Origin of the sequence: Paraburkholderia sp. RL17-337-BIB-A, assembly GCF_046025895.1 — a bacterium.
In the GTDB taxonomy this organism is placed as follows: domain Bacteria; phylum Pseudomonadota; class Gammaproteobacteria; order Burkholderiales; family Burkholderiaceae; genus Paraburkholderia; species Paraburkholderia fungorum_C.
In genome coordinates this window covers 384,097-400,416 of the sequence record NZ_JARESY010000002.1, presented here as the reverse complement: position 1 = coordinate 400,416, position 16,320 = coordinate 384,097, and the positions used below count along the sequence as shown (strand labels likewise).

General features: G+C 63.0%; 17 protein-coding genes and 1 pseudogene. 8 read left to right on the top strand and 10 right to left on the bottom strand.

The annotated features are described in order from the left end of the window. From P0D84_RS22815 to P0D84_RS22805, 3 genes are all read right to left on the bottom strand, one after another. Complete coding sequence (locus P0D84_RS22815; RefSeq protein WP_408340619.1) at positions 1–1,005, bottom strand: FAD binding domain-containing protein; 1,005 nt, start codon at positions 1,003–1,005, stop codon at positions 1–3. Between the two features lie 11 nt (positions 1,006–1,016). Beyond that, positions 1,017–1,571: a (2Fe-2S)-binding protein gene (locus P0D84_RS22810; RefSeq protein ID WP_408340617.1), complete on the bottom strand. Its 555-nt coding sequence runs from the start codon at positions 1,569–1,571 to the stop codon at positions 1,017–1,019. Between the two features lie 195 nt (positions 1,572–1,766). Beyond that, entirely contained in the window at positions 1,767–2,882 is a 1,116-nt protein-coding gene (locus P0D84_RS22805) for an AraC family transcriptional regulator (protein ID WP_408340615.1), read from the bottom strand. A gap of 150 nt (positions 2,883–3,032) precedes the next feature. Between P0D84_RS22805 and P0D84_RS22800 the strand changes: the two genes are divergently transcribed. The 4 genes from P0D84_RS22800 to P0D84_RS22785 all read left to right on the top strand — a co-directional run bounded on the left by P0D84_RS22800 (position 3,033) and on the right by P0D84_RS22785 (position 6,127). Next, the gene (locus P0D84_RS22800; protein WP_408340613.1) at positions 3,033–3,467 is read left to right on the top strand and encodes a GFA family protein; all 435 of its coding nucleotides are present in this window, start codon (positions 3,033–3,035) and stop codon (positions 3,465–3,467) included. A gap of 143 nt (positions 3,468–3,610) precedes the next feature. Next, complete coding sequence (locus tag P0D84_RS22795; RefSeq protein WP_408340611.1) at positions 3,611–4,444, top strand: class I SAM-dependent methyltransferase; 834 nt, start codon at positions 3,611–3,613, stop codon at positions 4,442–4,444. Between the two features lie 571 nt (positions 4,445–5,015). After that, positions 5,016–5,153 carry a DUF3563 family protein gene (locus tag P0D84_RS22790; RefSeq protein WP_408340609.1) on the top strand — a complete coding sequence of 46 codons (138 nt, stop codon included), beginning with the start codon at positions 5,016–5,018 and terminating at the stop codon, positions 5,151–5,153. A 164-nt stretch (positions 5,154–5,317) separates the two neighbouring features. Beyond that, entirely contained in the window at positions 5,318–6,127 is an 810-nt protein-coding gene (locus P0D84_RS22785; protein ID WP_408345912.1) for an alpha/beta fold hydrolase, read from the top strand. A 48-nt stretch (positions 6,128–6,175) separates the two neighbouring features. Here P0D84_RS22785 and P0D84_RS22780 read toward each other — a convergent pair whose 3' ends face one another. Further along, positions 6,176–8,344, bottom strand: a complete 2,169-nt coding sequence (locus tag P0D84_RS22780) for a DNA-binding protein (RefSeq protein WP_408340607.1) — start codon at positions 8,342–8,344, stop codon at positions 6,176–6,178. Between the two features lie 209 nt (positions 8,345–8,553). Here P0D84_RS22780 and P0D84_RS22775 point away from each other — a divergent pair, with 209 nt between their 5' ends. Continuing rightward, positions 8,554–8,940, top strand: a complete 387-nt coding sequence (locus tag P0D84_RS22775; RefSeq protein ID WP_408340605.1) for a hypothetical protein — start codon at positions 8,554–8,556, stop codon at positions 8,938–8,940. Positions 8,941–9,126: 186 nt separating this feature from the next. On the opposite strand, the gene P0D84_RS22770 is transcribed toward P0D84_RS22775, so the two are convergent. The 4 genes from P0D84_RS22770 to P0D84_RS22755 all read right to left on the bottom strand — a co-directional run bounded on the left by P0D84_RS22770 (position 9,127) and on the right by P0D84_RS22755 (position 12,849). Next, positions 9,127–10,170: an alpha/beta fold hydrolase gene (locus tag P0D84_RS22770; RefSeq protein WP_408340603.1), complete on the bottom strand. Its 1,044-nt coding sequence runs from the start codon at positions 10,168–10,170 to the stop codon at positions 9,127–9,129. Positions 10,171–10,268: 98 nt separating this feature from the next. Next, positions 10,269–11,615: an ATP-binding protein gene (locus P0D84_RS22765; RefSeq protein WP_408340601.1), complete on the bottom strand. Its 1,347-nt coding sequence runs from the start codon at positions 11,613–11,615 to the stop codon at positions 10,269–10,271. Continuing rightward, positions 11,612–12,352, bottom strand: coding sequence for a response regulator (locus P0D84_RS22760; RefSeq protein ID WP_408340599.1), 741 nt, complete (start codon positions 12,350–12,352; stop codon positions 11,612–11,614). Before P0D84_RS22760 ends, P0D84_RS22765 begins: the two co-directional genes overlap by 4 nt. A 125-nt stretch (positions 12,353–12,477) precedes the next feature. Continuing rightward, positions 12,478–12,849, bottom strand: coding sequence for a GFA family protein (locus P0D84_RS22755; RefSeq protein WP_408340597.1), 372 nt, complete (start codon positions 12,847–12,849; stop codon positions 12,478–12,480). 217 nt (positions 12,850–13,066) lie between these two features. On the opposite strand from P0D84_RS22755, the gene P0D84_RS22750 reads away from it, so the two are divergent. Beyond that, the gene (locus tag P0D84_RS22750; protein ID WP_408340595.1) at positions 13,067–13,648 is read left to right on the top strand and encodes a thioredoxin family protein; all 582 of its coding nucleotides are present in this window, start codon (positions 13,067–13,069) and stop codon (positions 13,646–13,648) included. A gap of 99 nt (positions 13,649–13,747) precedes the next feature. Here the strand turns inward: P0D84_RS22750 and P0D84_RS22745 are convergent, their stop codons facing one another. Next, on the bottom strand, positions 13,748–14,512 hold the full coding sequence (locus P0D84_RS22745) for an SDR family oxidoreductase (RefSeq protein ID WP_408340593.1): 765 nt from the start codon (positions 14,510–14,512) through the stop codon (positions 13,748–13,750). 139 nt (positions 14,513–14,651) lie between these two features. Between P0D84_RS22745 and P0D84_RS22740 the strand changes: the two genes are divergently transcribed. Further along, positions 14,652–15,569, top strand: coding sequence for a LysR family transcriptional regulator (locus P0D84_RS22740; RefSeq protein WP_408340591.1), 918 nt, complete (start codon positions 14,652–14,654; stop codon positions 15,567–15,569). 42 nt (positions 15,570–15,611) lie between these two features. Next, positions 15,612–15,770, top strand: a pseudogene (locus P0D84_RS22735) (short-chain dehydrogenase/reductase); the annotation flags it as partial. Between the two features lie 32 nt (positions 15,771–15,802). On the opposite strand, the gene P0D84_RS22730 reads toward P0D84_RS22735, so the two are convergent. Continuing rightward, complete coding sequence (locus P0D84_RS22730; protein WP_408340589.1) at positions 15,803–16,201, bottom strand: hypothetical protein; 399 nt, start codon at positions 16,199–16,201, stop codon at positions 15,803–15,805. Between the last annotated feature and the right edge of the window lie 119 nt (positions 16,202–16,320).

Below are 16,320 nucleotides of genomic sequence, written 5' to 3'. Positions count from 1 at the left end.
TCAGGTCGTGGCCGTCGCCTGGGTCAGTGCGTGGATGATGCAGCGGCGCGCCAGCTCGACCTTGAAGCCGTTCTGGCTTTGCGGCTTTGCGTTCGCGAGCGCGGCGTCCGCGGCTTTGCGGAAGATCGCGGCGCCGGGCGTCGCGCCTTGCAGTAGCGCCTGCGCTTCGAGCGCATGCCATGGCCTGGTGCCGACGCCGCCGAGCGCAACGTGCGCATGGCCGATGCGTCCACCGTCGAGCGTCACGACCACGGCGGCCGACGCCAGCGCGAACTCGTACGACGCGCGATCGCGCAGCTTCAGATAGACCGACCGTGTGCCCGCCGGGAGAGGGGGCAGGGTAACGTGCGTGATCAGGTCGCCTGCGCCGAGCACGTTCTCGCGCTGCGGCGTCGCGCCCGGTAGCAGGAAGAAGTCGTCAATCGCGATGCTGCGCGCGCCGTCCGTCCCTTCGACGTGAATGGTCGCATCGAGCGCGGTCAGGGCGACGTTCATGTCCGACGGGTTGGTGGCGATGCAGGCGTCGCTGGTGCCCAGAATCGCGAGTGTGCGATTGAATCCGTCGATAGCGGGACAGCCCGAGCCCGGCTCGCGCTTGTTACATGGCATTGCGGTGTCGCGAAAGTACACGCAGCGCGTGCGTTGCAGCAGGTTGCCGCCGGTCGTCGCCATGTTTCGCAATTGGGCCGAGGCTCCCGAGAGCAACGCCTGCGACAATACCGCGTATGGCTCGCGAATCAGCGGATGCAATGCCAGGTCTGCATTTCTCGCGGTCGAACCGATTTTGACGCCGCCGTCGGGCAGCGCTTCGATACGGTCGAGGGGCAGCCGGCTGATGTCGATCACACGCACCGGCCGCTCGACATTCAGCTTCATGAGATCGAGCAATGTCGTGCCGCCTGCGAGAAAGCGTACTTGTGCGCCTTGCTGGGCCGTTACCCCGGCCGCGCCCGCCGCGATCGCGTCAGGCACGCCGTCGGCGCGTGACAACTGGAACATTTCCATGATGGCGCTCCTCAGGACTGGCCGCGCACGCGCTGGATCGCCGCGACGATGTTCTGATAGGCGCCGCAGCGGCACAGATTGCCACTCATTGCTTCGCGCACTTCGGCATCGCGGGGCCCGACCGCTTCATCGAGCAGCGCGACCGCGGACATGATCTGGCCCGACGTGCAGTAGCCGCACTGATAGCCGTCGCATTCCACAAACGCAGCCTGCATCGGATGCAGCGCATCGGGCTGACCGATCCCTTCGATGGTGGTGATCTCGTCGCCGCCGTGATGGCCGGCGAGCGACAGGCACGCATTCACGCGCCGTCCGTTCACATGCACCGTGCACGCGCCGCACTGACCGTGATCGCAACCTTTTTTGGTGCCTGTGAGGTGCAGATGCTCGCGCAGCGCGTCCAGCAGCGTGGTGCGCGGATCGAGCGACAGTTGGTATTCGTGCCCGTTGACTGTCAGCTCGACTGACATCGTCGTGTTGGCGGAAGGCTGGAGCACGGTTCGATTTGCGTCGCGCTCAGCGCTTTGTTGCGGGGTGTGAGTGGGGGTGGCGGTCTGTTGCATCATGCATTCTCCTCATGGCACGAGCGGCCAGAATTGGCGTGCCCGGTGGCGGACGGAAGCAGAAAGCGTGGCCCGTTGGCGATTGATCGCCGGGTCGTGGGGCGTTCGGGGGCGAGCGTCGAGGTTGCATCACGCACGCGCAAGCGGGAGAGCAGCAAGCGCAATGCCCGCCCACGTGACGTCTGAACATCAGAGAGTTTAGTGTGCGCCGCGGCCTGCGGGTAACACTTTGGTCAGCGGCACCGGCTGCGTTTGCGCCGACGGGACGGCACCCGTTGCAAATGGGTCGATTGAGAGATCGCTGAAATTCTCAGCAACGGACAACGAATCCCGGCCGTCCGTGATTCCATGGCTGCGTCGCCAACTGGCGGGCGGCATGCCGAATTCCCGCTTGAAAGCGCGGTTGAACGCTGCCTCCGACTCATACCCCACCCGCTCTGCGACGGCCGCGAGTGACCGCGTCCCGTTGCGCAACTCCTGCGCCGCGATCTGCAGACGCCAGCGCGCCAGATACTGCATCGGCGGCAGACCCAGCAGTTGCGTGAAGCGCTGCGCCAGTGCCGAACGCGAGAGGCCTGCCTTGCGCGCGAGTTCGTCGACAGTCCAGCCGTGCGCGGGCTGCGCGTGCAGCAGCGCGAGCGCGCGGCCGACGTAACGATCGCCGACGCCCGCCAGCCAACCCTTGCGATCGTCGGGCAGCGCGTCGATGCAACGCCGCACGGCCTCCACAAACAGCAACTCCGACAGACGCGCGAGTACGATCGCGCTGCCCACGCGCCCCTCGCCCGCTTCAACCGCCGCAAGCTTCAACGATGACTCCAGCCACGCCGATTGCGGATCGTTGCGCATGTCCACCTTGAAGATGCGCGGCAGCGCCGAAAGCACCGGATTCGTCAACGTGTCGTCGCAGGCAAGAAAGCCGCAAATGAGACGCGTGCGTGCCCCGCCACCGCCGTAATTCAACTCCATCACTTCGCCCGGCACGGTTTTCAGGTACTGCGACAGCATCTCGTCCGAGGGTGCGGGCGGGAGTTCGAGCGAGCTGCCCAACAGATGCGCTTCGCCTTGTGGCACCACAAGAAGTTCGCCCGCATCGACGCGGATCATGCAAGTGGGATCGCCAACGAGGCGGGCGCAGCAGCTTCCTTCTGTAATGAGGTGATAAGAGACGATGCGTTCGGCGCGCGGCAGAAACGTGGCGTACAACGCCGGCGTCGCTTCGCCGGCAACACACCACGGTGCAGTGAATTCGCCGTTTAGATAAACCGCTCCGCCCAGACGCACGAGGCGAAGGACATCCGAAAGAGCATCCATGAAAGCGCCCATCAATTTCGGCGTCCTGCGCAAAACATCTGGACGCCTGGTCATATATCAATGCAGCTTGCGTCCCGATACTAGCACTCACGCGAATCCACGACAACGAACTGTGGAACGTCCCATCAACACACCATTCAGGAGACCGACATGAGTCACGCAGATACCTATCGTGGTCAATGCTTTTGCGGTGCCGTGCAATTTACGGTGAGCGGAGAACCGGCGGGAATGGGCTATTGCCATTGCGAGTCATGCCGCCGCTGGTCGGGCGGCCCCGTCAACGCTTTCACGCTCTGGAAGCCTGAATCGTTGAGCGTGACTCGCGGCGCAGATGATATCGGCACTTACAACAAGACGCCGCACAGCTACCGCAAATGGTGCAGGTCGTGCGGTGGACATCTCTTTACCGAGCACCCGGGACTCGGCCTCATCGATGTGTATGCCGCAGTCATGACGGATTTCCCGTATGAAGCCTGTGTGCATGTTCACTACCCGGAGTCGGTTCTTCCCATGAACGACGGCCTGCCGAAATTAAGAGATCTGCCGCGCGAAATGGGTGGCTCAGGCATGAGCGTCGTTGAGTAGCCGTTGCATCTCACGGAACAGTTTCTGATTTGTCCGATCGTCGCGCGGACCTCCTCGCAGTGCAAATTCGCGGCGCCATCAGCACAGGCAGCAGAGCCATGCATTCCCGCATCGCTGCCGTTTTTGCCACTCAGGAGTTTTTTATGTCCGCTGTTGATTCCTCTTTCTCGCCCGTCGCAGACTTCGCTGCCGTCAAGGTCCGTCAACAGGCCGCCTGGTCAACCGGCAACTATGCCGTCGTCGGCACCACGCTGCAGATCGTCGGAGAAAATCTTTGCGAAGCGCTCGACTTGCGCGCCGGAAGCCGCGTGCTCGACGTTGCCGCGGGCAACGGCAACGCGACGCTTGCCGCCGCGCGCCGCTGCTGCGACGTCATCTCCACCGACTATGTCGCCTCACTGCTGGAGTCCGGGCGCGCGCGTGCGCAAGCAGAAGGGCTCCCGGTGCAATTCCAGGAAGCGGACGCCGAAGCGCTGCCGTACGCGGATGCCTCGTTCGACGTCGTGATGTCGACCTTCGGCGTCATGTTCACGCCAGATCAGGAGAAGGCGGCAGCCGAACTCGCACGTGTGTGCAAGCCGGGCGGTCGGATCGGTCTCGCCAACTGGACGCCGGAGAGCTTCATCGGGCAGGTATTCAAGACGATCGGCAAGCACATCACGCCGCCCGCGGGCGTGGTATCGCCAGCGCTCTGGGGCACGAAGGAACGGCTGCACGCGCTGTTCGGTGCGAACGCCCGGCAGATCGTCGCGACTAGCCGCTATTTCACGTTTCGCTACCGTTCGCCGGCGCACTTCGTGGACGTGTTCCGCACGTACTACGGGCCGATGAACAAGGCGTTTGCCGCACTCGAGGGTGAGCGGCAGGCGGCGCTGCTTGGCGACCTGCTGACATTGATCGAGAGCCGCAACCGGTCGGGTGACTCAACAGTCGTCCTTCCAAGCGAGTACCTCGAAGTCGTGGTGGAACGATCATGAACAAAGTCAGGCGTGAAGTCGCCGCATTGGTCAGCTCCGGCTCGCGCCTCTGGTGTTTGGCCTGTCTGATTGGCCTTCGGCATGGCTCGGTGCTGGTTGCCGTGCCGCTGTGCTCGTCAGTGTGTTTCTTCAGTGTCCGGTTCGTTTTGTCGGCGCTTGGCCTCTCCGTTTAGATGCCGTTTTCCCTAGCTTGATGGCTTCGCTGCGTCCGCGCGCGCGGCGAAGCAGTCTGCCCGAGCACAGACGTCCACGCCTCGCCGTTGTCACTTCAAGTTATTGAGGGCACCGCGTGAGAACAAGTGTTTATCCCGGCCCGACTTTCGCTCTAAACGTGTTGGCCGCGCTACGACGTTTTGCCCGATTCGCATCTTCTCTAGGCCGCTCAATACGCGCCAGACGGAGCTTGCTGCAATGTGGCACGGACTCTGCAATACACAACGTCCAGCCGTAGCACGACGCGCGTATCCACCGAACCCGGATGCACCCGTACCCGAATGCACGCCTGGAACCCGCGTATCGCGCCCCGTTCGCGCCGATACGCAATCGACCAGGTCACCGACTGGAGGACATCATGTTCATCTATCTTTTCCTGCTGCTGAGAAAGGCGCTCGAACGCGCTGAACACAGCCGTCGAGACGCGTACCTCGCGTCCGCCGTCGACATCGGCGAGCTAGAACGCCGTATGCATTCGATGGACGTTAACGGCTGAGTTGACAAACTAACGTGCCCTGCACCGATCAGTCCGGAGACCGGATCATCCGCGCCGGCGTCCCGATTAGAGCCAGAGCTGCCCGCGCCGCACCGATATTAGAGACTCTGCCGGTCCGTCATCCGTGCGCCCAAACCGTGAGTTCCATGAACGACATGAACGACATGAATAGCACTATCGCATCGCAAGTCATCTCTCCCGCAACAACGGTGATCGCACTGCATTGCTCCGGCTCCGGAGCGGCGCAATGGCGCAAGCTCGGCGAGGCCCTCGGCTCGCGCCACGCGTTCGTCGCGCCCGAGCACTACGGCTGCGATAGCACGAGCCCGTGGAGCGGCGAGCGCGCATTCACGCTCGCCGACGAGGCTGCGAGGACCATCGGCATCATCGACGCCGCGCGCGGCAAGGTACATCTCGTCGGCCATTCATATGGCGGCGGCGTGGCGTTGCGCGCGGCCGTCGAGCGGCCGGGGTGCATCGCGAGCCTCACGCTTTACGAGCCCTCGGCGTTTCATCTGCTGAAGGTGATGGGCCCGCACGGAGCGTACGCGCTTGCGGAAATCATCGCGATCTCGAAGCGCACCGCCGACGGCGTCAGCTGTGGCGACTATCGAGGCGCGGCGGCTTCGTTCGTTGATTACTGGGGCGGCCGGGGTTCATGGGAAGCGCTGCGGCCCTCGGTGCAGGCCGCGCTCACGCGCTGGGCGCCGAAGGCGCCGCTCGACTTCCGTGCGTTGCTCGACGAACGCACGCCCGCAAGCGCGTACAGGAGCCTGCGTGTGCCAGCGCTGATCATGCGCGGCCAGCACGCGCCCATTCCGACGCGCGCGATTGCCGAGCGGCTGCCGATGCTGCTGCCCGCGGCGCGTCTTGCAATCGTTGAGGGCGCGGGACACATGGGGCCGCTCACGCATGCAGACAAAGTCAACGCGACCATCGTAGGGCATATCACCGAGTCGGAAGCGGCGGCTTGAACGGTTCGCCTCTCCTGCGCTGAATGGCGGAACCGGGACCCGCGCACGTCATCGTTCAACCTTCGACATCACCGCCGTCGCCGGGTCATACCGATAACCCTTCTGCGAAAGTCGCTCGGCCATCGTCGCCCCGATCAGCTTTTGCTGCGTGTCCCGGGATATCAGCTCACTATCGGGCTTAAGCCGCTCAAGTTCAGACGAGAGCTTCCGGATCAGCGCCACTTCGCCTGTGCTGCGCGAGTCGATGAACAATAGTTTTTCCTGAGCCGAAGCGAGTCGACCTTTGAGGTCTTTGGCATGCGCCACCCACTGTTCAGCAATCGTGCGAAGCTCATTAAAGGCCTTCTCATGCGCTTTGGCCTGTGCCGAGATCTGGCGCTGCAACTCGGCGATTTCTTCCGCCGTTGCAGACTCCTCGCTGCGCGCCGCCTGACGCGCTGCCGCGAGCGCGGCGCGCGCCTCATCGCGTTCGGCCTCCAGCGCGGCGACCCGCGCGACGCTTTCGTGCGCCTCTGCCGCAGCGGCCTCTGCCCGCGACGAAGCCGCGCTGGCCTCCTGCGTCCATCGCTCCGCTTCGGCCGACTTCGCCTGCTCGACTTCCGCGAGGCGCTGCTGCAACGTCGCCGCGTGCTGCTCAGCGGCCTGGGCCCGTTCCTTCGCAGCCGACGCCTCCTGCGAAGCCTTGAAGAGTTCAGCGCTCACGGCAGCCACATCTTGTGAGACCTTGTCGAGTTCAGCGATCGCGGCCGCTTTCGCCTCGCTCATGGCACTCACCTGTTCTCGCGCCTCCTCGCGCTCCCGAGCAACACGCTGCAGTTTGTTCAGCTGAACCGACGCCTCCTCGCCCCGCGCCGCGCTTGTCCGGCGTTCCGCTTCGAGCGCAGTGCGCGTCTCCTTCAGTTCGGCTTCAAGCGCAGTGCGCGTCTGATTCAGTTCGGCTTCGAGTCCTGTGCGCGTCTCATTCAGTTCAGCCTCCATCGCGGCGAGCCGTGCAAGGCTCTCGTTCGCCTGCGCCGCGGCAGCTTCCGCGCGCGATGAAACCACGCTGGATTCCTGCGCCCATCGTTCCGCTTCGGCCGATTTCGCCTGCTCGATTTCTACGATGCGCTGCTGCAAAGCCGCCGAATGCTGCTCGGCGGTCTCCGCCCGCTCCTTTGCTGTGGAGGCCTCTTGTGAAACCCGAGCCAGTTCTGCGCTCGCAGCCGAAGCGTCCTGCGAAACCTGAGCCAATTCAGCGCTCACAGCCGCTTTCGCCTCCGTCATGGCGCTGACCTGCTCCCGCGCCGCCTCGAGCTCCCGGGTAACGCGCTGCAATTCCTCCAACTGAAGCGACGCTTCTTCGCTCCGCGCCGCGCTGGTCCGGCGCTCGGCTTCGAGTGAAACACGGGCCTCGCCCAGTTCATCCTCCAGCGCGGCCACCCGCGCGCGACTCTCATTCGACTGCGCCGTAGCAGCTTCCGCGCGCGCCGAAGCCTCGCCGGCCTCCTCCAACGCCCGGTCCGTTTCAGCCGACTTCGCCTGACAGTCGTAACCCAACGCGGTGATCTCCTGCTGCGCCGCGTCAAGCGACAGCGTCATCCGCGCGATCTCATCGTTCTGGTTCGAAACAGCAGCGGCCAGCTCTTCACGTGCCTTGCGTTCCTCGTCGAGTTCCGCCTTCGTGTGTTCCAGCGCGGCCTCTTCCACCGACACACGCTGCGCCAGTTCCTCCGCGCGCGCCTCGGCAGCTTCGGCTCGGCCAGTCGCGGCTGAAAGGTCCGCCCTGAGGCGTGCTGCCGCCTCCTCCGACGCACTCAGCGCACTCGTCAGACCAATATGCCGCTCACGGCTCGATTCGAGCTCTTCCAGCATCTTTTGATATTCGGCAAGCGCCTCGTCCCGTTCCGTGCGGGCGGTGTCGAGGTGCTGATTCACCGCGCTCAGGTGTTGACTGACCGCCTTGTCGGCTTCCCCCAAGGCGGCCATCCAGAGCCGATCCGCGGCGCTCATCATGGTTTCGGCGACGTGCTCAGGCAACGCGGCCTGGATCTGCGCATGAGGAATGTCAGGCTGCCGCGCTTCGCGCCAGCGTTGCAGAGACGCGGCAATGGCAACAATCGACCCGCCGGGGACCTCCGGCCAGATCGTCACAGGGGAGACCTTCCGGCCCTCTTCGACCATGCGATCCGCAATCCCCGCAATCAGTTCATCCGTGATTGTCTCTGCATCCGTGGACATAAGCGCCTCAAAGCTCAATATGACGTGCTAGCAAATAGAGTACCCAATACGTTACTCCATTCAGCCATATTCCCGATTTCCCGATGAATGGAGCGCCGGTTTGCTCGGGCCACGCCGGCGAGCAGGCCGCGGCTTTGACACGGTCTGCCTAGGCCAACGAAACCAGGTAAGCTTAGCTTCGTCCTATCGCCCAAGGATTTCCCGCTCCCATGCCCTCTGCCATCCGCAACTCGCTCATCTGGATCTTCGACGCATTCGAGCGCGATTCAACCTACGTTCACAAACGGATGTTCGGCAGCGATGCCGCGTATATCGATGGCCTGTTGTGTCTGATCGCGGCCGATCGCGAGAAGCCGTGGAATGGCTTGCTGGTGTGCACGTCGCAAGATCGCCACGGCGCGCTGATTGAAGAAGTGCCCGCTTTGCGGCCCCATCCGGTACTCGGAAAATGGCTGTATGTACCGCAGGACGATCCGGCGTTTGAACCGAGTGTGGAAAGGATGACGGCGCTCGTGCTCGCGCGCGATCCGCGCGTGGGGGTCGAGCCGAAAGCGCGCAAACGAGGCGGGAAATCCGCGCTGCCTAAAGAGGCATGAGGGAGGCATAAGGGAGGCATAAGGCTTCGCAGCCGGCCTCTTAGCGCCTGGCGGCGTGGCTGGCTGCGGCCTCAAAGCGGTCAAATGGAAGTCGACGAAGCAGACGACCACGAGCAATGGCGCGTCATGAGGAGTGAAAATGCGCCGTCCTCATTCATTGCCTCTAGTCGCCCGTCTCCACGCCGCTTAAAGCCGAACAACGTCGATGATGGCGTCGGCAAATGCCTTCGGCGCTTCCTGTGGCAAGTTATGTCCGATGCCGCCGTCGATATTCCGGTGACCATACTTGCCGGTGAATTTCTTCGCGTAGGCTGCCGGCTCCGGATGCGGTGCGCCGTTGGCGTCGCCTTCCATGGTGATGGTCGGAACGGAAATGGTCGGCGCTTTCGCCAGGCGCGCTTCAAGTTCGTCGTATTGCGGCTCGCCCTTCACCAACCCCAGACGCCAGCGGTAGTTGTGAATCACCACCGCGACGTGATCCGGATTGTTGAACGACTCGGCCGAGCGATCGAACGTCGCGTCGTCGAAATTCCATTTTGGCGAGGCGAGACGCCAGATCAACTTGTTGAAGTCGTGGCGGTTCGCTTCATAACCCGCCTGGCCGCGCTCGGTGGCGAAATAGAACTGATACCACCAGGCCAGCTCAGCCTTCGGCGGCAGCGGGGCTCGGTTCGCTTCCTGACTGCCGATCAGATAACCGCTCACCGACACCATCGCCTTGCACCGCTGCGGCCACAGCGCGGCAATGATATTGACCGTGCGCGCGCCCCAATCGAAGCCGCCAAGGATCGCCTGGTCGATCTTCAATGCATCCATCAACGCGATGATGTCGACGGCCACCACCGCCTGCTGACCGTTGCGAGGCGTATCCGCGGACAGGAACCGCGTCGAACCATAGCCGCGCAGATACGGCACGATGACCCGATAGCCCGCGGCGGCCAGCAACGGCGTGACTTCAGCAAAGCTGTATATGTCGTAGGGCCAGCCGTGCAGCAGAATCACGACCGGTCCGTTGCGCGGGCCTGCTTCCGCATAACCGATACTGAGAGCTCCGGCGTTGACCTGGCGAATAGTGCCGAATGAAGCAACCTGTCCCGCCGCTTTCGTATTGGATGTCGTGCTGTTCGACTGCGCCTGGGCGAGTCCGCTCAGGCCCAACTCCATCAAACTGATACCAGCAACAGTCGTCCCAAGCAGACGACGACGTCGAATATTGATCTGGTCCGGCATCGCTGATTCTCCTCAAAGATTATCCACACACGCGCAGTGCGCGATTCGCACATGCGCTCGATGAATGTTGAAAAGCCGCCGCATACAGCGCAATCCAGTCAGTGAACCTGTCGCACTACAGGAATCTGGCTGACGCCTTTCAACACGAGCCTGGCTTCCAGGCCGCCGTCGGGACGGTTATGCAAGGACAACACGGCGTCCATCGCCAAGGCGAGTTGCCGCGCAATCGCGAGGCCCAATCCGGTCCCGCCGGTTCCGCGGTTACGCGATCCTTCCAGCCGATAGAACGGTTCAAACACCGCCTCCAGCGATTCAGCCGGAATACCCGGCCCGCGATCGAGCACTGCGACCGTCACCTGTCCATTCTGCGAGGCGGCAACCCGGATCTCGGCCGCCCCACCGAACTTCAGCGCGTTGTCGACGAGGTTGCCCACGATCCGGCGCAACGCCTGAGGACGCGTGACCAGCGCGCTAGAGATTCGCCCGTGCAGCGAGACATCCTTGCCGGCATCGACGTAGTCGAACACAAGACTGTCGAACAGCGCATCTGGATCGATGCGCAGCGGCGCCTCCGTAGCACCGTGCATGGTCCGCGCGTACGTCACGCCTTCCTTGACCATCGTTTCCATTTCCTGCAAGTCCTGCTGCAGCTTTGCGCCTTGTGCGCTGTCGTCCATCACGTCGACGCGCAAACGCATGCGGGTAATCGGCGTTTGCAGGTCGTGAGAAATCGCCGCGAGAATCTGCAAGCGCTCGGTCATATACATCCTGATGCGATCCTGCATGGCGTTGAATGCCCGTGCGGCGCGCGCGACTTCGTCCGGTCCGTCTTCGGGCAGGCGCTCCGCCTTCAGGTCGGGACCGAGCGTATCGGCCGCTCGCGCCAAATGGCTCAACGGCCGGGTGGCCAGCCGTACCGCCAGCCAGCAGCACGCGGCCAGCACCACCAGTTGCAGCACCAGCACCCACGACAGCCACGGCGACAGCGGCGCGCCGGGCATGGGGCGGTAATCGATCGTCAGCGGCGTACCGTCACTCAGCTGCAGATGAACCTGCAGGCGATCCGGGTCACCCGGCACGGCATTGACCGTGAGCGGATAGCGCCTGCCGATACCATCCGCGATGGATTGCGCGACCCGCTCCGAAAGCGCCACATCCGGCGGCGCGCCGGCGACCCCGGGTCCCAGAACGAAGGTATAGGTGCGCCGCGCGAGCCTCGGCAGCCATGCGGCGCGTTCGTCAGCGGGCAAATGATCGAGCAGCGCGACGGAACTGGTGACCTCACGTTCGATGTACCCCATCATCACGTTATTCAGGTTCTGGTCCCGTTCCGTCATGGTGAGCCAGACCGATAGCGTTTGCACCACCGCAAGGCTGACAAAGAGAATCAGCGCAAGCCTCGCGAACAGCGAGCGCGGCCAATGCAGCAATGAACTCAGCTTCATGAGTCGCCTTCGATCATGGTCACGGCCGCCGAGAACACATAGCCCTCGCTGCGCAGCGTCTTGATGTAACGCGGCTCGCGCGCCACGTCCTGCAGGCGCTGCCGCAGACGGCTGACCAGCAGATCGATCGAGCGGTCGAACGGATCGGCCTGGCGGCCTTGGGTCAGATTGAGCAGTTGATCGCGCGTGAGCACGCGCTGTGGATGATCGAGGAACACGCGCAGCAACCGGTACTCCGCGCCGCTCAGGGCCACCATGGTGCCCTCGGCGTCGAGCAGATGGCGCGCGGTGGTGTCGAGCCGCCAATCGCCAAAACCGATCATCGGCGCGGTTTCCGTCACCTGCATGCCGGGCGGCAGCATGCGGGCGCGGCGCAGCACGGAACGGATGCGCGCCAGCAGTTCGCGCACCGCAAACGGCTTGGAGAGGTAATCGTCGGCGCCCATTTCCAGCCCGACGATGCGATCGGCCTCCTCGCTGCGGGCGGTCAGCATCAGGACCGGCACCGCGCGAAACTTGCCGGCGCGCAATTCGCGGCACAGCACGAGGCCGTCCTCGCCGGGCAGCATCAGGTCGAGCACGATCAGATCAGGCGCGCCCTGCTCGAGGACGGTGCGCATCTGGCGGCCGTTGGCGGCCAGCGAAACGCGCAGGCCGTTCTTCTCGAGATAGGTGGCAAGCAGTTCACGGATGCCGCGATCGTCGTCGACGATCAGCACGTGGTCGGTGTTTTCCATCAGAGGTCAATCCTTTCGACGATTGACGCGCACCCGGTTCACGTTGACCAGCGAACACTGCACGGGATGCGCCAGTTCCGCTGCCAATCCGGCCGCCAGGAAGGCGAGAATCGCCATGAACCGTCTCATGCATCCTCCACGACGGACAGGCTGGCGCCATTGGCCACGCTGGCCTCCAGCGTATACGGGTCGACGCCGGTGAGGCAACCGATGTTGGCGCGCCAGAGCTGCGGATCCTTACGCGTCTGGTGGAACGGATATATCCCGCAGTGCTTGCAGAAGTAGTGCTTCGCCGTGCGTGTATTGAACTGGTAGAGCGTCAGCGCTTCCTCGCCTTGCAGGATCTTCAGTTCACCTGCGACGAACGGCGGCGTCATCAGCGCGCCCTTGCGCCGGCACAGGCTGCAATTGCAACGCGAGGCAGGCAGGACATCGGTGCGGACTTCAAATTTCACGGTCCCGCAGTGGCAGGATCCTTGCAGCAGTTCGGTACTCATGTGGCGCTCCGGAGTAGGCATGGCTGCTTTATAGCCCAGTCCTTGCGGCGCTTTGTATCCCAATGTATCCGTGTGCTCCTCCGACACAAAACATTGCACCGGAGCCGCCTCGGCGACACAAGCCAGATACGAACGGGCATTTAAATGCAGTCATGCCCACCACGGGAATGCCCCGCATGACGCATCGGGCTCTTCCCTTTTTTCAAAGGACGCTGACATGCTCTCCCGACTCAAAACCACCACGGCCGTCGCCCTGTTCGCCGCAACCGTGGCAGCCGGCGCCGCCGCCATCGCAACGCTCGTTGCAAGTCCCGCGGCCAGCGCGGCCTCGACGCCCACCGCAAACGTGATCAACAACGGCACGACCGCGCCGGAATTCACCGGCATCGATAAATGGCTCAATAGCGATCCGCTGACCCTCCAGCAATTGCGCGGCAAGGTTGTGCTGGTCGATTTCTGGACCTATACGTGTATCAACTGCATCCACGTGCTGCCCTATGTAAAGACCTGGAATCAGAAATATAAGGACCAGGGCCTGGTCGTGGTTGGCGTCCATACGCCCGAGTATCCGTTCGAGCGCGACACGGACAACGTCAGGAAGGCGATCAAGCGCTTCGACATAACTTTCCCGGTCGCGCAGGACAACCGCTATGCAACGTGGAACGCCTACGGCAACAAGTATTGGCCGGCGTTTTATCTGGTCGACAAGAAAGGGCACGTGGTCTACACGCACTTCGGCGAAGGCGACTACGAACAGACCGAGGCGAAGATCAAGGCCCTGCTGGCGGAAAACCCGTGATTCGTGGCGCGATGGATTTGAGCGTCGACCCCGGCGCAACCGGCTGGCGTCGACGATTTCTTCAAAGCAAAGTGTCTCTACGTTGGACGCCGCCAGGCGTTACGTACGCGTAATCGATGCGCCGCCATCAACCAGCGACGCGGTACCGGTCACGAAAGACGAGTCATCGGACGCGAGATAAAGCACCGAGCGGGCGAGTTCTTCAGGCCGCGCAACCCGCTTGAGCGCATGCAATCCAGTCACGAAGGCTTGCGATTCGGCGGTGTCGTTCATGTCGCGATACATCGGGGTGTCCACGGCGCCGGGCAGAATGGCGTTGACGCGCACACCTTGCGGCCCATACTCCGCGGCGAGCGCCTGCGTCAAACCAATCAAACCGGCCTTGCTCGCGGCGTAGGCCGCGGTGCCCGGAAAAGCGAACGAGTAGCCGACGAACGTCGACGTGAAGATGATCGATCCTCCACCTTGCTTCAGCATTTCGGGGATCTGGTGCTTCGCACCCAAAAAGGCGCTCGTCAGATTGGTCGCCAATGCAGCGGACCAACCTGCCTCCGACACGCCCGTGGTCGGGCCCATTTCGCCCAAGGTACCGGCATTGTTATAAGCAATGTCAAGCCGGCCGAAGCGGCTGACGGCAAGGTCGACCAGCGCTTTCGCATAGTCCTCCGACTGCACGTCGCCCGCCAGAAACGCGGCCTCGCCGCCTTCACTGACGATCTCGGCAGCGAGCGTTTCAAGCTCGGCTGCGCGGCGCGCCGCGATCACCACTTTTGCGCCTTCCGCGGCGAACAGTTTCGCGGTGGCACGGCCAATTCCCGCGCTGGCGCCGGTCACGATGGCGACTTTTCCGTTTAAGCGTTGCATGTTCAATCTCCTGCTGCAGTTTGCTGGCCAGTGCCCCATGCCCTGGTCCGTGAGACGCAATATAGGCTTCAGCGGTAGGCGCAGGAAGGCATAAAACATGGGTATACCATTCAGCATTTGTGAATGATCGGAGAAAGACATGGATCGGCTGCGTGCTTTTGAAGTCTTCGTGACCGTGGTGAGCCGCGGCAGCTTCACACGCGCAGCCGATGCGCTCGAAACGTCGCCCGCCAACGTCACCCGCTACGTGAACGAGTTGGAAGCGCATCTCGGCACACGTCTGCTGAATCGCACCTCACGGATGCTTTCTCTCACCGAGGGTGGCGAGACCTTCTACGCCCGCTGTAAATCCATTCTCGACGACGTCGCCGAGACGGAGGGGCTCGTGTCATCCGCGTCGGTCGAACCGCGCGGCCGGTTGCGCATCAATGCGCCGGTTAGCTTCGGGATTCTGCACCTGGCGCCGCTATGGCCCGCGTTCATGCGGAAGCATCCCGAAGTGGAACTCGACGTTGCGCTGATTGATCGCGTCGTCGATATCGTCGATGAAGGCTACGACCTCGCCATTCGCATCTCACGCGCCGGTTCGACTAGCCACGCAGCCCGCAAGCTGGCGACATCGAGAAATATCCTGTGTGCGTCGCCAGCTTACCTGGCGCGCTGCGGATATCCGGCGGCGCCGGCTGACTTGATCGAGCATCAATGCATCGGCTACTCGTATGCGGCCACCGGCGACGAGTGGCAACTGGCCGACGGTGAGGGCAAGTCTCACGCCGTGAAGGTGAACTGCCACATGCATACCAACAATGGCGATACGGCACGCGCAGCGGCACTCGCCGGACAAGGCGTGATCTGGCAACCCACGTTTCTGGTCGGCAACGACCTGCGTGCCGGCAAGCTCGTTCAGGTATTGCCTGCGTATCGCTTGCCTGACATCGATGTACTCGCGTTATATCCGAGCCGTCGGCACCTGAGCGCCAAGATACGTGCGATGGTCGATTTTCTGGCCGATGCGTTCGGCAGCGTGCCGCCGTGGGATCGGGCTGACGGAGATTGAGCGCGGACCTCATTGACCGAGGCAGCCAGTTGCCTGGTCTGCTCGGCCGCCATGGTCGAACTGGTCGACGCACAGGCACCTCCGCTGCGGCTGCCGCTTGGCACCGATACGCTGAAGGCCATCGCCGAAAAGAATGCCTATGTCACGCAGGAAACCGAAACCTGGCGGGCATTGTCCGTATCGACTGACTTTTCCGCCTGATCGCTTGCAGATCGGCCAGGCGGCGGCCGCGTCTAGACACCCGCCAGCGCCGGCAGCTCGGCCTCGTACGAGACGCGCTCGCGCCGGCTGCTCATCTGGGACTGATGCGCCAGGTGGTCGGCGTGGCTCGGATGCCGCGCGTTGTCGACGCGCGTCGGCAAGCACGCAGGATAGCGGGCGTTTTTCCTCTCGAGAATGACCCGGCTCAGAAAGCCGACGCTATAGGCTTTCAGCAAATGCGCGTGGTGCGCTTCGATGTAGGCGGCAATCCGCGCCTCCTCACCGTCGATCGCGGCTAGCTGCGCCAGCGTGCGCGCGTCCCAACGGAAGCGCAGGCCGAGTTCATCGAACGCGCAGTTGTAGGCGCACAGTTGCGCTTCTATCTCCGCGTCATGGGTAGTGTTGTAAGCATCGAACTGGGACGTGGTCATGGTCGTCTCCTTCAGGCAAATGACATGGACCAAGAATAGGAGCGCGCATGAATAAACAATAGTTAAAGTTTTTTCGAAGAACGATAGTGTTTTGTTTATATATCGATGTCCCCGTTATC

Excerpts from the sequence above, each read along its gene's own strand:
- P0D84_RS22780 (WP_408340607.1), bottom strand. The coding sequence starts at position 8,344 with ATGTCCACGGATGCAGAGACAATCACGGATGAACTGATTGCGGGGATT.
- P0D84_RS22770 (WP_408340603.1), bottom strand. The coding sequence starts at position 10,170 with ATGCCGGACCAGATCAATATTCGACGTCGTCGTCTGCTTGGGACGACT.
- P0D84_RS22745 (WP_408340593.1), bottom strand. The coding sequence starts at position 14,512 with ATGCAACGCTTAAACGGAAAAGTCGCCATCGTGACCGGCGCCAGCGCG.
- P0D84_RS22810 (WP_408340617.1), bottom strand. The coding sequence starts at position 1,571 with ATGATGCAACAGACCGCCACCCCCACTCACACCCCGCAACAAAGCGCT.
- P0D84_RS22790 (WP_408340609.1), top strand. The coding sequence starts at position 5,016 with ATGTTCATCTATCTTTTCCTGCTGCTGAGAAAGGCGCTCGAACGCGCT.
- P0D84_RS22730 (WP_408340589.1), bottom strand. The coding sequence starts at position 16,201 with ATGACCACGTCCCAGTTCGATGCTTACAACACTACCCATGACGCGGAG.
- P0D84_RS22775 (WP_408340605.1), top strand. The coding sequence starts at position 8,554 with ATGCCCTCTGCCATCCGCAACTCGCTCATCTGGATCTTCGACGCATTC.
- P0D84_RS22765 (WP_408340601.1), bottom strand. The coding sequence starts at position 11,615 with ATGAAGCTGAGTTCATTGCTGCATTGGCCGCGCTCGCTGTTCGCGAGG.
- P0D84_RS22815 (WP_408340619.1), bottom strand. The coding sequence starts at position 1,005 with ATGGAAATGTTCCAGTTGTCACGCGCCGACGGCGTGCCTGACGCGATC.
- P0D84_RS22740 (WP_408340591.1), top strand. The coding sequence starts at position 14,652 with ATGGATCGGCTGCGTGCTTTTGAAGTCTTCGTGACCGTGGTGAGCCGC.
- P0D84_RS22755 (WP_408340597.1), bottom strand. The coding sequence starts at position 12,849 with ATGAGTACCGAACTGCTGCAAGGATCCTGCCACTGCGGGACCGTGAAA.
- P0D84_RS22800 (WP_408340613.1), top strand. The coding sequence starts at position 3,033 with ATGAGTCACGCAGATACCTATCGTGGTCAATGCTTTTGCGGTGCCGTG.
- P0D84_RS22750 (WP_408340595.1), top strand. The coding sequence starts at position 13,067 with ATGCTCTCCCGACTCAAAACCACCACGGCCGTCGCCCTGTTCGCCGCA.
- P0D84_RS22805 (WP_408340615.1), bottom strand. The coding sequence starts at position 2,882 with ATGGATGCTCTTTCGGATGTCCTTCGCCTCGTGCGTCTGGGCGGAGCG.
- P0D84_RS22785 (WP_408345912.1), top strand. The coding sequence starts at position 5,318 with ATGAATAGCACTATCGCATCGCAAGTCATCTCTCCCGCAACAACGGTG.
- P0D84_RS22795 (WP_408340611.1), top strand. The coding sequence starts at position 3,611 with ATGTCCGCTGTTGATTCCTCTTTCTCGCCCGTCGCAGACTTCGCTGCC.
- P0D84_RS22760 (WP_408340599.1), bottom strand. The coding sequence starts at position 12,352 with ATGGAAAACACCGACCACGTGCTGATCGTCGACGACGATCGCGGCATC.